The sequence below is a fragment of the Stenotrophomonas sp. STEN038 genome (assembly GCF_056759895.1).
The window spans coordinates 26,085-38,034 of record NZ_JBRRDW010000003.1 but is presented as its reverse complement, the minus strand read 5'-3'; the positions used below and the strand labels follow the sequence as shown (position 1 = coordinate 38,034).

Annotated in this window: 13 protein-coding genes; 5 read left to right on the top strand and 8 right to left on the bottom strand. The window is 64.0% G+C overall.

Going from position 1 to position 11,950, the window contains the following annotated elements; translation table 11 throughout:
• Positions 1-23 precede the first annotated feature (23 nt).
• Genes ACVOLS_RS01845 through ACVOLS_RS01835 form a run of 3 tightly spaced genes read left to right on the top strand, consistent with a single transcriptional unit; the run spans position 24 to position 2,807 of the window.
• Positions 24-356 (top strand): DUF1330 domain-containing protein, encoded by a 333-nt coding sequence (locus ACVOLS_RS01845; RefSeq protein WP_481544223.1) that lies wholly within the window; start codon positions 24-26, stop codon positions 354-356.
• Positions 353-1,396, top strand: a complete 1,044-nt coding sequence (locus tag ACVOLS_RS01840) for a nitrilase-related carbon-nitrogen hydrolase (protein ID WP_481544222.1) — start codon at positions 353-355, stop codon at positions 1,394-1,396. The genes ACVOLS_RS01845 and ACVOLS_RS01840 overlap by 4 nt, the downstream gene beginning before the upstream one ends.
• Entirely contained in the window at positions 1,389-2,807 is a 1,419-nt protein-coding gene (locus ACVOLS_RS01835) for an aldehyde dehydrogenase family protein (RefSeq protein ID WP_481544221.1), read from the top strand. Before ACVOLS_RS01840 ends, ACVOLS_RS01835 begins: the two co-directional genes overlap by 8 nt.
• Positions 2,808-2,816: 9 nt before the next feature.
• Here the strand turns inward: ACVOLS_RS01835 and ACVOLS_RS01830 are convergent, their stop codons facing one another.
• The 6 genes from ACVOLS_RS01830 to ACVOLS_RS01805 form a co-directional block, all read right to left on the bottom strand.
• On the bottom strand, positions 2,817-3,131 hold the full coding sequence (locus ACVOLS_RS01830) for a hypothetical protein (RefSeq protein ID WP_481544220.1): 315 nt from the start codon (positions 3,129-3,131) through the stop codon (positions 2,817-2,819).
• A 55-nt stretch (positions 3,132-3,186) separates the two neighbouring features.
• Positions 3,187-4,770 (bottom strand): FAD-binding oxidoreductase, encoded by a 1,584-nt coding sequence (locus tag ACVOLS_RS01825; protein WP_481544219.1) that lies wholly within the window; start codon positions 4,768-4,770, stop codon positions 3,187-3,189.
• Positions 4,767-5,429: a hypothetical protein gene (locus ACVOLS_RS01820; RefSeq protein WP_481544218.1), complete on the bottom strand. Its 663-nt coding sequence runs from the start codon at positions 5,427-5,429 to the stop codon at positions 4,767-4,769. The genes ACVOLS_RS01825 and ACVOLS_RS01820 overlap by 4 nt, the downstream gene beginning before the upstream one ends.
• A gap of 1 nt (position 5,430) precedes the next feature.
• Entirely contained in the window at positions 5,431-6,150 is a 720-nt protein-coding gene (locus ACVOLS_RS01815; RefSeq protein WP_481544217.1) for a hypothetical protein, read from the bottom strand.
• Entirely contained in the window at positions 6,147-6,638 is a 492-nt protein-coding gene (locus tag ACVOLS_RS01810) for a VOC family protein (RefSeq protein ID WP_481544216.1), read from the bottom strand. The genes ACVOLS_RS01815 and ACVOLS_RS01810 overlap by 4 nt, the downstream gene beginning before the upstream one ends.
• Positions 6,639-6,706: 68 nt before the next feature.
• Positions 6,707-7,138 carry a c-type cytochrome gene (locus tag ACVOLS_RS01805; RefSeq protein ID WP_481544215.1) on the bottom strand — a complete coding sequence of 144 codons (432 nt, stop codon included), beginning with the start codon at positions 7,136-7,138 and terminating at the stop codon, positions 6,707-6,709.
• A gap of 304 nt (positions 7,139-7,442) precedes the next feature.
• Here ACVOLS_RS01805 and ACVOLS_RS01800 point away from each other — a divergent pair, with 304 nt between their 5' ends.
• Both ACVOLS_RS01800 and ACVOLS_RS01795 read left to right on the top strand, forming a co-directional pair.
• Positions 7,443-9,356 (top strand): alpha/beta hydrolase family protein, encoded by a 1,914-nt coding sequence (locus tag ACVOLS_RS01800; protein ID WP_481544214.1) that lies wholly within the window; start codon positions 7,443-7,445, stop codon positions 9,354-9,356.
• A gap of 110 nt (positions 9,357-9,466) precedes the next feature.
• The gene (locus ACVOLS_RS01795; protein ID WP_481544213.1) at positions 9,467-10,243 is read left to right on the top strand and encodes a glucose 1-dehydrogenase; all 777 of its coding nucleotides are present in this window, start codon (positions 9,467-9,469) and stop codon (positions 10,241-10,243) included.
• Between the two features lie 8 nt (positions 10,244-10,251).
• Here the strand turns inward: ACVOLS_RS01795 and ACVOLS_RS01790 are convergent, their stop codons facing one another.
• Both ACVOLS_RS01790 and prpB read right to left on the bottom strand, forming a co-directional pair.
• On the bottom strand, positions 10,252-10,647 hold the full coding sequence (locus ACVOLS_RS01790; RefSeq protein WP_481544212.1) for a c-type cytochrome: 396 nt from the start codon (positions 10,645-10,647) through the stop codon (positions 10,252-10,254).
• 417 nt (positions 10,648-11,064) lie between these two features.
• Positions 11,065-11,949 carry a methylisocitrate lyase gene (gene prpB, locus ACVOLS_RS01785; RefSeq protein WP_481544211.1) on the bottom strand — a complete coding sequence of 295 codons (885 nt, stop codon included), beginning with the start codon at positions 11,947-11,949 and terminating at the stop codon, positions 11,065-11,067.
• Between the last annotated feature and the right edge of the window lies 1 nt (position 11,950).

Sequence of the window (11,950 nt, the reverse complement as noted above, 5' to 3'; positions counted from 1 at the left end):
ACCGTCCTCCAATCGAGCCTGCCATGACCGCCTACCTGATCATCGAAGCGCACATCACCGATCCGCAGGGTTTCGCTGCCTACGCCCGCGCAACGCCAGACGTCGCCGCGCGCTACGGCGGCCGTTACCTGGTGATGGGCGGTGTCCAGCAGAGCCTTGAAGGCGAACACGCGCCAGCCCGCACCGTGATCTCGCAGTGGCCAGACCGCGCGGCCGCACTGGCGTTCTGGCACAGCCCCGACTACGCCGCGATCAAGCCGCTGCGCGCTGGCACCGGCAACTTCCGCGTGCTGCTGGCCGATGGCGTGCAGACGCAAGCCCTCAACGACACTGCTACCGAAGGTAAGGTTCCATGATCGATGCATATCGCGCGCTGGCGCTGCAGACCACCTGCCGTGCCATCAATGCCTGCGCCACGCCGGAAGACGCCGCCGCCGCGGTGGCGGACAACATCGAACGTGTAGGCCGGCAGATCCGCGCCTCCAAGGCCTTCATCGGCGCCGACCTTAAACTGGTGGTGCTGCCGGAATATTTCGCCACCAGTTATCCGCTGGGCGACACCATTCCGGGCTGGGCGGCCAAGGGCTGCTTCTCGATGGACGGCAGCGAGTACGCGCAGCTGGGCCGCATCGCCCAGGACAACGGCGTCTACCTGTGTTCCAACGCCTACGAGCGCGATCCCAACTTCCCCGAGCTGTACTTCCAGTCATCGGTGATCCTCGACGACAGCGGCAACCAGATCCTGCGCTACCGCCGGCTTATCTCGTTGTACGCACCCAGTCCGCATGATGTCTGGGACAAGTACCTGGATGTGTACGGCATCGATGGCGTGTTCCCGGTCGCGCGCACCCCGATTGGTCGTCTGTCCTGCATCGCCTCCGAGGAAATCCTCTATCCGGAGATCGCGCGTGCAATGGGCCTGCGCGGTGCGGAGGTGATCCTGCATTCCACCAGCGAAGTCGGCAGCCCGGAGCTGACGCCCAAGGACATCGCCAAGCGCGCCCGCGCGTTGGAAAACATGGCCTATGTGGTCTCGGCCAATACCGCCGGTATCAGTGGCGTGGATATTCCGTTGGGCAGTGCCGATGGCATGAGCAAGATCGTTGATGACCAGGGCCGGGTGCTGTCCGCCGCTGGTACCGGCGAGTCGATGGCGGCGTATGCCGACCTGGACATCGCCGGCCTGCGTCGTCGCCGCTTGCGCCCGGGCATGGGCAATTTCCTGTCGCGCCTGCCGCAAGGGGCGATCAATGCAGGCTTGGCCAGCACCGCCTTGAAGCCCAATGCACTGCTGGAGGGCGACAGTGTGAAGATCCCGCAGCGCGCTGACTTCGCCGCGCGCCAGAAAGCCACCCTCGATGCACTGCTGAGCGCCGGAGTACTGGGCAATGACTGACGCAACCACACTGTCGCTGCGCAATCCGCGCAGCGGCCTGTTCGATGGCGAACTGCCGGTCACCTCCGCTGCCGAGGTTGCTGCATTGGGTGCCGGCTTGCGCCAAGCCCAGCTGGATTGGGCCGAACACAGCATCGAGCAGCGCTGCGCGCGCTTGAACGCCTTGGCCGATGCGCTGGTCGCACGCCGCGATGGCTTCCTCGACGTGCTGCTGGCCGATACCGGCCGCTGGCACGAATCGCAGATTGAAGTGGATGGCACGGTCGGCGCGATCCGCCGTTGGGCGCAGCAGGCGGCAGGGTGTCTGGCGGAAAAGCCTGCCCAGCAGGAGGCCATTCCTTTCATCCACAGCCAGCAGACCTGGGTGCCGTATGCGGTGGTGGGCGTCATCAGCCCATGGAACTTCCCGCTGATGCTGACCCTGATCGATGCGGTGCCGGCGCTTGCCGCAGGCTGCAGCATCCTGGCCAAGCCAAGCGAAGTCACTTCGCGCTTCGTGCCGCTGCTGCGTGAGGCTTTGGAGGACGCTGGCTTGGCAGAGGTGTTCAAGCTGGTTACCGGCGCTGGCGCTACCGGCCAGGCGGTGATCGAAGCCAGTGACCAGATCTGCTTCACCGGCTCGGTCGCCACTGGCCGCAAGGTTGGCGAAGCCTGCGCGCGGCGCTTCATTCCGGCCTCGCTGGAGCTGGGCGGCAAGGACCCTGCGTTGGTCTTGTCCGATGCCAACATCGAGCATGCCGCCCGCGCCCTGGCGTGGGGCAGCTTCGTCAATGGCGGCCAGAGCTGCATGTCGATCGAACGCGTATACGTGGAAGCACCGGTGGCCGATGCTTTCATCGCGGCACTGGTGAAGGAAGCTTCAGCGCTGGAGCTGGCGTGGCCGGATCCGAAGCAAGGCCAGATAGGCCCGGTGATTGCGGCCTCGCAGGTGGAGCTTGTACGTGCCCAGTTGGCCGATGCCAAGGCAAAAGGCGCACGTGCACTGACCGGCGGCGAGTTGATCGATCATGGTGGTATCTGGTGTCCACCGACGGTGCTGGTCGATGTCAGCGACGAAATGGCCGTGGTCGCCGATGAGAGCTTTGCCAGCGTTCTGCCGGTGATGGTGGTGGCCGATGAAGCCGAAGCCATCGCGCGCGCCAATGCCACCGAGTTTGGTTTGTCGGCAGCGGTGTTCACGCAAAGTCCCGAGCGCGCGCAGCGGGTAGCGCGTCAGCTGCAGGCCGGCGGCATCTCGATCAACGACGCCTGCCTGACCGGCATGGTGCAGACCGCCGAGAAGCAGAGCTTCAAACTCTCCGGCATGGGCGGCTCACGCATGGGCACGGCATCGATCCGGCGCTTTGTGCGTGCACGCGCGCTGCTGATCAACACAGGTACGGCCTCACCCTGGTGGTTCCCGCCCGCCTGAGGATCTGCTTCAGCACACCAGTACGAACTGGCCCAGGAAAATGCCGAAGCCCAGCATCCACATCGCCAGCATCGCTGGAACCCCGGCGATGCGCAGCAGCCAGCGCGGCCGCGGCCGCGCATTGCGTGTCGCGCGGAAGATCAACAGCAGCAACACAATGCCGGCGGCAACGAACAGCGCGAAGATCGACCAGCCCAGCAGCCAGAACGCAGTAGATTTGGTGGATTCCTGCGGACATTGGGCCATGGCCAGTGCTGCCGGCGACACCATGGAAAGGGTGGCAATGGATAACAACCGGGCCAGTCCCGGCGAAGCAACAGACATGTGGAGGATTCCCCCCTGAGGGATGCGTCAACAGTGATCCTGCCACATCTTACGGTCAGAGCCCCAATACACCGGGATTCATGCGACGCCGCGGATCCAGCAACCGCTTGATGTCCCGCAGCAGGGCGGCAGGCGGATCCTCCAGTTCCGACAGGAACGGATAGGTGCGCCCAATCTGATTGGAAGCGCCACCCATCCGTGCGAACAGTGTGCAGGTCAGCTGCCGTAGCTGCTCGACCAAGGCCCGCGCGGCGGGATTGTCCGGCCCTTGAGTGAAGGTCTGCAGCAGCGCTGGCTGCACCGTGGCCTCGTGCAGCGGTTGCCAGTTGTCCTGCCAATGAAACACCGCCTCGAAGCTGAAGCTGTAGTTGCATAGCGCCGAGCACAGATACGTAACGCGCACGCCACAGTGTTCGATCTCGGCAGCGTGCGCGGCGATCAGCTGTTGATGTGCGCGGATAAGCGCTGGCGCGCGTGAGTGCGCCACCTTCACGTTCAACGCCGCCCAACGGCTGCCGTTGGCGCCCAGCACCGCGTTGAGCCCGGGGAAGGGATCGGCGCGGGCGATACGTGGCACGCTTGCGGCGATCTCGCTGCCGCCGTGTTGATGGGCCAGCGCCCGCGCAGTTGCCAGATCATGTTCAACCGCCGCCGGACTATTGCCCGCGGCAACCAGATGCAGGCTGAAGGCATCGGCGGGAACGACCCGGCGCCCGGCCCTGGCCATGCCGAGCAAGGCACTGCACTTGCTGGCAACGCCCGGGGTGCTCTCGAGCACCTGCCGCAGCGCCCGCAGCGCGCCAGCCACGCTGCTGGCGCGCTCGACATTCGCCGCCACCGCCCCTGCATCCAGCACGTACGCTTCCTCGGCCAGGCCAGCGCGGGCAACGGCTGATAATGCACGCCCGGCAGATTCGAAATCGGTGAACGCGAAGGAGGCGTAGCCAGCGTGTGCTGGTAGCGGAATCAAGCGGAACGCAGCACGGGTCTTGATCCCAAAAGCGCCGCCGTCATGCATGAACAGGCCGGTGGTGTCCGGGCCGAAGTTGCGGAACACCGGTTCGGGCGCTGCTTTCAGCGCCCACTGTCCGGTGCGCAGCACGCTGCCGTTGGCGGTGATGACTTCAACGCCGAGTACATTGTCGGCGGCCGATCCATAGCGCGCGCTGCCGAAGAACAATGCCCCGTGACTGAGCCCGCCACCGACGCTGGCGCCTGCACCGGAGAACGTACCGAAGTACGGCACGCGCAGGCCCAGTGGTGTGAGTGCATCATGGAGTTGTTTCCAGGTCACCCCTGCCTGCGCCACCACGTACATGTCCTCGGCACTGATATGCTCGATGTGGTTCATCGCGGACAGATCCACCAGCACGCTGCCGTTGCTTTCACACAGGTAACCGCCGGTATAGCTCAGGCCGCCGCCACGCGGGATGACCGACAGCCCCGCAGCGGTGATGTGTGCAACCGCCTGCGCCAGGCAAGCACTGTCGCGCGTGCTGATGACCGCCAGCGGCAGCGGCCCGCTGCTGTACAGGTCGCCGGCCATCAAGCGCAAGGTGTCGCCATCGCACAGGACCGCGTCCTCACCCAGCAGTCCGCGCAGGTTTGCCAGCAGCACGCTGTGATCGTTCACCGTCATGTTGGCTTGAACACGCTGACGAACACGATTGCGGCAATGAACAGCCACAGCACGCACAGCACCGAAGTCGCCTTGACGTAGGTGCGGCGGATGATGGCGTTGCTGGCATCGCTCGGGCCTTCCTGCGCCATCACCTTCCAGGTACGGAAGTGAGCGATCAGCGCCAGCCGTATGCCCACGCCGGACGCCATCACCCCGGCGTACAACGCCAGCTTCCAGCGCAGCCATGCCGGCATGTCCCAGCCGCCGCCGAGCAGGCCGGTGGCCAGGCACAGCAGCAGCGCCATGAACAGGTAACGGGAGCCGCGGTCGACCGCCCCCAAGCGTGCACCCAGGCGGGTATGCCGCAACTGGTGCACGGCTTCGACGAAGATCAACCACAGCACGCACAGCACAGCGGTGATGGCGGCGGTGGCGTAAGCACCGGGTATCAAGCCATACAGCGCGGCCAGCGAGAATCCCAGCCCGGCCTGCAACACCAGTGCGTAGCGCACGTGCTGGTCCACATGCATCACATGCTCCATCAGCCGGCTGCGCTCTACGAAGGGAGTGTTGCTGCCATTGCAGACGTAGCGGTAGGTGCTGTTGATCACCAGTTCCGAGCCCAGCCAGTAGCCAAGCACGGCGATGTGCGCGACCAGCAGGATCTGCGGCAGCACCTCAGTGCTCCTGCAGGTGATAGCTGCTCAGCTCGTAGGCGGTCTGCATGTAGCCGGTGACGCTGGCGCGCAACAGGATGTAGTGCTCATCGGCGCTCACCCACAGATCGTAGTCAGGGTGTTCTTCGGGCATGCCGACATCGAGGATGCGGAAGTGTCGCGCCTTGAAGCGGCCGGCGATGACGTCGATCTCTTCCTCGCCGATGTATTCAATGGCCAGTTGCACCGGGTAGATCATTGGACCGGTCGCGCCACGATGGTCCGGCGAGGATAGCAGCATGAAGAAGTGCTGCTTGCCAGGCCCCTGCGCCAGATCGTAGAGCGACATCGCATAGGCATCGTTGATGATGGCGTGGTTGCCGAAGGCCCGCAGCGGCGACTGCAGCGGGAAGCGCTGACAGATGCGCCCCTCCACTGTGGTGGCGGATTCGCACTGGGCCTCGTTGGCGTTGAAGGTGAACCAACCCGAGCCGCGGAACTGGCCGCCAACGGCGATGCGCACGAAGCACTCCTGTGGCATGTTGCTGGAATCCACGCGCAGGTTGACGTCGCGCACGACGGCGGGCGCATCGTCGATCTCGCAGTGCGCGGCCAGCACGCGCGAGCCGTCGCGGTGCACGTCCAGGCGGAAGCTTTCGCGGCCGCGTTCGGCACCCTGCCGGTGGCTTTGGTTGCTGGTGTACTGGATGCTGCCGGTGATGGAACGGGCGATACCGGTCATGCCGTGGTCTCCTCGGGGAACGGTTCAATCTGCAGGATGCTCACCGGCACGTGGTCCGGGTCGTAGACGATCATTTCGCGGTACAAACCGGCCGGCGAGCGGGCGCCAGCGGTCCGCTTGGGATAGGCAAGCGGCGGCGTCAGGAAGCGGTAGCCGGCTGCGCCCAGCGCGCAATGCAGCGCATCGAAGCGATCAGTGGACAGCACCAGCGCAGCCTGTCCGTGGGCAGGTTTGCCCAGCGGCGGTGCAAGCGAGTTAAGCGCGGTCTGGCTGATCTCGAACAGACCGACGATGACCGCCGCTTCCGTACCGGCCGCGAGCATTGCGATTCGGATGCGGCAAGCAGGCAGCTGCAGCAGTCCGCCGGCCATCGGTCCTTCCAGTATCTTTTCCTCGACCACCACCAAGCCCAAGGTGTCGCGGTAGAACCGCAGCGAAGCCTCCAGGTCGCGGCAGAACAGGGTGAAGCGCTCGAACTGAAGGTTCATGTCACTCCTCGTTGCTGCGTAGGGTCGCCATCGGTGGTGGTTCTGCTGCCGTGCTGACGGGAACAAGGTCAGGGTGCCGACAGATACTCGATCAGTGCCTGCCGGCGGGCCGCATCGGGCACGGCGATGACCATGCGTGTACCAGGCACCCGCTTCGACGGTGCTGCCAGATAGGCATCCAGCTGTGCGGCGTCCCAGGTGATGTCACTGGCACGCAAGGCAGACGAGTAGTCAAAGCCGGGATTGCTCCCGGCCTTGCGTCCGAGCAGGCGGTGCAGGTTCGGCCCCATCCTTTGCGCTGCACCGGCATCGCGGCTGTGACAGGTCGCGCACATCGCAAACGCCTGTTCGCCGCTGATTGCGGTGGTGGTCGCGGCGGGCGCTGTCTTTGCTTCGGCCGCGGTAGGAGCTGCAGTTGAGGCACTGGCGGCGACCGGCTCGCGTTGTTTGCTGCAGCCAATGACGAGCAATAAGGCGACGATGATCAACATGGAGCGCATGGCGGGACCTTGCAGGAAACCAGAAGGGTGGGAGGACAGCGGGCAGCTGGAAGGAGGTGGCGTCGGCTGGGCGGGTGCGGCCCGTTTGCCGTCCATGTAACAGGCTCGGTATTTGTCCGGACAAATAAATATCAGAATGCCGGCACGAAGAAAAGCTGCAAGGTTGCATGGCGTGCGCCTGCCCAAGTTCGCGGTTGTTGCATCTCCCTCAGATGCAGTCTTCTAGTCGATGAAGAAATGACATAGGCTCGCATTCAGGAATACGACCGTTGGGGAACGCGTCATGGGAAAAGCAGGGAAAGCGATGTTCCGATCCATGTTGCTGTTGGCCTGCCTAGCGTGGCCGGCAGCGGCGCAACCGGTACCGGTGGAGGTGTTTGCCAAGGCCAGCCCGTTCTCGATGCCGACGCTGTCGCCGAGTGGCGAATACCTGGCAATGGGCACCGACTTTGGTGAAGGCAACCACGCGGTGCAGATATTGCGCCTGAGCGACATGCAGCGCATGGCGGTGCTGCGGCTGCCACGCTTTGAAAGCCCGTACCAGATCATCTGGGTGAGCGACAAACGGCTGGTTATCGCCAAAGGGCGTAAGTACGGTTCGCTTGAAAAGCCGCTACCGATGGGCGAGATCGTCGCCAGCGATTTCGACGGACAGAACCAGCGCTATATCTACGGCTACGAGCAGCAGAATGCCGCTGCGGGCCTGGACCGTGGCTTCGGTTTCATCGAGGGCGTGGCCCAGGGCAATGATGACCGCTTCTACATGCGTCAGCTCAAGCGCAACCCCACCAACTCGATGTTGTACCTGGTGGATGCGGGACCACGTCCCAACTTCAAGTTGATTGCCAGCATCAATGTGCCGAGCCTGGAGTTCGTGATCGACCGCAATGGCGTAGCGCGCTACGCATGGGGGCGCGACGATGACGACAACTACCTGCTGTACGCCTCCGGGGACGGGCAGCGTTGGCAGCCGGTCCTACAGGAAAACGTCGGGGGCGTCTGGACGCCCTATGCGTTCTCGGCCGACAACCAGCGTGTGTATGGGCGCTTCAGTCGCAACGACGGGCCGGTATCACTGGTATCCAGCGCTGCGGACGGTAGTGACCGGGACACCCTGGTCGCGGATGGCTTCAGCAACGTCGGTTTGTCGCAATGGACGCGCGATCCGGCGATACCGTTTGCTGCCTCGCCGGTGGCGGGGCGCCCGCAGCTGCAGTATTTCGATCCGGGCAAGCCGGAGGCGGAACTGCACAAGGCTTTGGCAGACCTGCTACCGACACAGCACGTGACCTTTGATGACGTGAGCCGCGACGGCCAGACGATCCTGGTGCATCTGGCCAGTGACCGTGACCCTGGCGGCTGGTATGTCTTCCGGCGCGCGACCAACAAGCTGGAAAAGGTGTTGTCACCCCGCGATGGAATCGATCCGGCGCTGATGGCCGAACGCCGCCCGGTACGTTTCAAGGCCGGCGACGGAACAGAGCTGGAGGTGATCCTGACCATCCCACGCAACAGCGAGGGCCGTCGATTGCCGACCGTGCTGCTGCCGCACGGTGGCCCGCACGGTGTAAGCGATGACTGGTTCTACGACAACGACGCGCAGTTCCTGGCAAATCGCGGCTATCTGGTGGTACAGGTCAACTACCGCGGCAGTGGTGGCCGCGGCCACGCATTCGAAGAGTTTGGTTACCTGCAGTGGGGAACGCGCATCCAGCAGGACGTGCTGGATGGCTTGAACCATGCGGCAACCCTGGGCCTGGCCGATACCTCGCGTGTATGCAGCTATGGCGCGAGCTTCGGTGCGTACTCGGCGATGATGCTGGCCGCGCGGCAGCCCGAGCTCATCCGCTGTGCGGTGGGCCTTGCCGGTGTCTACGACCTGAAGATGATGTACAAGAAGGGCGACATAAAGGACAACGCTTATGGCCGGAACTACCTGACCCGGGTGATCGGACGCAACGACGAGGAGTTGGCGGGCAATTCACCGACCACGCTGGCGTCCAGCATCAAGGCACCGGTGTTCCTTGCCCATGGCGAGCGTGATGAACGCACGCCAATCGCCCAGGCAAATGCAATGCGCGCGGCGCTGGTCTCCGCTGGCAAGCCGCCCGAGTGGATGGCGGTGGCGGGGGAAGGCCATGGTTTCTACAACGACGACAACAGCGCGGCGTTCTATCGTGCGCTGGAAGCATTTCTGGCGAAGAACATCGGGCAGTAAGCCTGCAGGGTGCCGGCAGCACCTGCGGAAAGGCGGCACATCACCCCGCTTCTGGTAGCGGGGTGTATGGTGTCCGGGTCGATGAATCGCCCGGACAGGAGCACGCAACCATGATCCCGCAAGCGCATTTCGATCTCACTGGCAAAGTGGCCATCGTCACCGGCGGTGGCAATGGCATCGGCCGCGCCAGTTCCCTGATGCTGGCCGCCTACGGCGCGGCCGTGACCATCGCTGATCTAAAGCTGGCGGCGGCCGAGAAAGTGGCTGCGGAGATCATCGAGGCCGGTGGCAAGGCCTTGGCCTTGGAGTGCAATGTTCTCAAGGACGAAGATCTGGTGCGCGTGGTCGAACGCACGGCTGCTGAACTTGGCGGCATCCACATCCTGGTCAACAATGCCGGTGGCGGTGGTGCTGGCCGCGAGAGCCCGTTCGAGATCACCCTGCAGCAGTTCGAGCGGCCGTTCCAGATCAACGTGTTCAGTGCCTGGCGCTTGTCGCAGCTGTGCGCGCCGCACATGAAGAAAGCCGGCTACGGCTCGATCATCAACATGTCGTCGATGAGCTCGATCAACAGGAGCCCAGCGATCAGTGCCTATGCTGCGTCTAAAGCGGCAATCAACCATATGACTGCGAACCTGGCGCACGACTATGGCCCTGCGGGGATCCGGGTCAATGCGGTGGGGCCGGGGGCGGTGCGCACCGATGCCTTGGCGACGGTGCTGACGCCGGAGATCGAGGAGCGGATGCTGTCGCATACGCCGATCAAGCGGCTGGGTGAAGCCGATGATATTGCGGGTGCGGTGCTGTACTTTGCTGCGCCGATCTCCAACTGGGTCAGCGGCCAGACTTTGTTCGTCAATGGTGGCGGCGTACAGACGCTGGATTGATGCGTTGCCTATTCGGGTAGTGTTGACAGGAATTCGATCACGGCCTGGCGACGCGCCGGGTCGGCGGTGGCGTTGACCATCTTGCTGCCGGGCACCTGTTTGGTCGGTGATTTGATGAAGGCATCCAGGGTCTGCGCATCCCAGGTGATTCCGCTGGCCTTCATGGCGTCGGAGTAGTTGTAGCCGGTAGCGGTGCCGGCCTTGCGGCCAATCACGCCATGCAGGTTGGGACCGACGCGGTGGCCGAGGTTGGCGCGGGTATCGTGGCAACCGGCACAGATGGCGAAGGCGCGTTCGAGTTCACGTTGATGCGGATCAGCGCTTGCGCTGTGGTTGAAGGCATCGCGCTGGCCGCAGGCGCTGAGCATCAGGCAGGCAAGGGCGATTAGTGACAGGCGGGGCATTGCTTTCTCATTGCGATGGCGGCCGTGGTGGTGCGGCGTTGGCAATGATGGCTGGCGCTGGGAGTGGAAGCAAAGGCTCAAGCAAGAATGCCCTCATCCGCCCGTTGGGCACCTGCATTCGGCACATTCATGTGCCTCACCCTTCGGGCGGCTTCGCCGTGCAACTCGGCAATCCTGCCGGGTTGTCGTCCCGCAAGCGGGAGAAGGGATGCTTCAGAGCATTGCTTGAGCTGTGGGTCTCCGGCTCCGGACAGAGTTCGCGAAGTGCGCCGAAGCCAGCGATGCCGGCCCAAGCAAAATGTCGTCGAAGTAGCCCCTCTCCCGCATGCGGGAGAGGGGTAGGGGTGAGGGCGGCTTTTAAGCTCTTAGCATTTCAAGCTTTCAAGCTTCCAATGTCTAAACCCTGAACCCCAACCCTCACTTCTTCCCAGCAAACGTCCTATCCAGACTCTGCTCAAAGGTGTGATACCCGATCCGCTCATACAGCTCCTCGCGGGTCTGCATGGTGTCCACCACATTGCGCTGGTGGCCATCGCGGCGGATCGCGGTATACACGTTCTCCGCGGCCTTGTTCATCGCGCGGAACGCCGACAGCGGGTAGATGCACATCGCAACGCCCACCGAACCCAGCTCTTCCGTGGAGAACAGCGGCGTCTGCCCGAACTCGGTGAGGTTGGCCAGCACCGGCACCTTCACCGCATCAACAAAGCGCTTGTACGTCTCAAGGTCATACGAGGCTTCGGCAAAGATGCCATCGGCACCGGCTTCCACGCAGGCCAGCGAACGCTCGATCGCTGCGTCCACGCCTTCCATCTGGATCGCATCGGTACGCGCGATCAAAAAGAAATCCGCATCGGTCTTGGCATCGGCGGCGGCCTTGACCCGGTCCATCATCTCGCCCAGCGACACGATTTCCTTGTTCGGGCGGTGGCCACAACGCTTGGCGCCGACCTGGTCTTCGATATGGCAGGCCGCCGCACCGGCCTTGATCAGCGACTTCACCGTGCGCGCGATGTTGAACGCGCTCGGGCCGAAGCCGGTGTCGATGTCCGACAGCAGCGGCAGATCGCAGACGTCGGTGATGCGGCGGATGTCGGTGAGCACGTCGTCCATGGTGTTGATGCCCAGGTCCGGCAGGCCCAGCGAGCCGGCGGCGACGCCGCCACCGGACAGGTAGACAGCGCGGAAGCCCGCCCGCTTGGCCAGCAACGCATGGTTGGCGTTGATCGCACCGGGGATCTGCAACGGGCTTTCCTGCTTTAGCGCTTCGCGGAAGCGGGCGCCTGGACTGACAATGCTCATC

Bases quoted from the DNA above. Each gene is read 5' to 3' on its own strand.
- ACVOLS_RS01845 (WP_481544223.1), top strand. From the start codon at position 24: ATGACCGCCTACCTGATCATCGAAGCGCACATCACCGATCCGCAGGGT.
- ACVOLS_RS01840 (WP_481544222.1), top strand. From the start codon at position 353: ATGATCGATGCATATCGCGCGCTGGCGCTGCAGACCACCTGCCGTGCC.
- ACVOLS_RS01835 (WP_481544221.1), top strand. From the start codon at position 1,389: ATGACTGACGCAACCACACTGTCGCTGCGCAATCCGCGCAGCGGCCTG.
- ACVOLS_RS01830 (WP_481544220.1), bottom strand. From the start codon at position 3,131: ATGTCTGTTGCTTCGCCGGGACTGGCCCGGTTGTTATCCATTGCCACC.
- ACVOLS_RS01825 (WP_481544219.1), bottom strand. From the start codon at position 4,770: ATGACGGTGAACGATCACAGCGTGCTGCTGGCAAACCTGCGCGGACTG.
- ACVOLS_RS01815 (WP_481544217.1), bottom strand. From the start codon at position 6,150: ATGACCGGTATCGCCCGTTCCATCACCGGCAGCATCCAGTACACCAGC.
- ACVOLS_RS01810 (WP_481544216.1), bottom strand. From the start codon at position 6,638: ATGAACCTTCAGTTCGAGCGCTTCACCCTGTTCTGCCGCGACCTGGAG.
- ACVOLS_RS01805 (WP_481544215.1), bottom strand. From the start codon at position 7,138: ATGCGCTCCATGTTGATCATCGTCGCCTTATTGCTCGTCATTGGCTGC.
- ACVOLS_RS01800 (WP_481544214.1), top strand. From the start codon at position 7,443: ATGTTCCGATCCATGTTGCTGTTGGCCTGCCTAGCGTGGCCGGCAGCG.
- ACVOLS_RS01795 (WP_481544213.1), top strand. From the start codon at position 9,467: ATGATCCCGCAAGCGCATTTCGATCTCACTGGCAAAGTGGCCATCGTC.
- ACVOLS_RS01790 (WP_481544212.1), bottom strand. From the start codon at position 10,647: ATGCCCCGCCTGTCACTAATCGCCCTTGCCTGCCTGATGCTCAGCGCC.
- prpB (WP_481544211.1), bottom strand. From the start codon at position 11,949: ATGAGCATTGTCAGTCCAGGCGCCCGCTTCCGCGAAGCGCTAAAGCAG.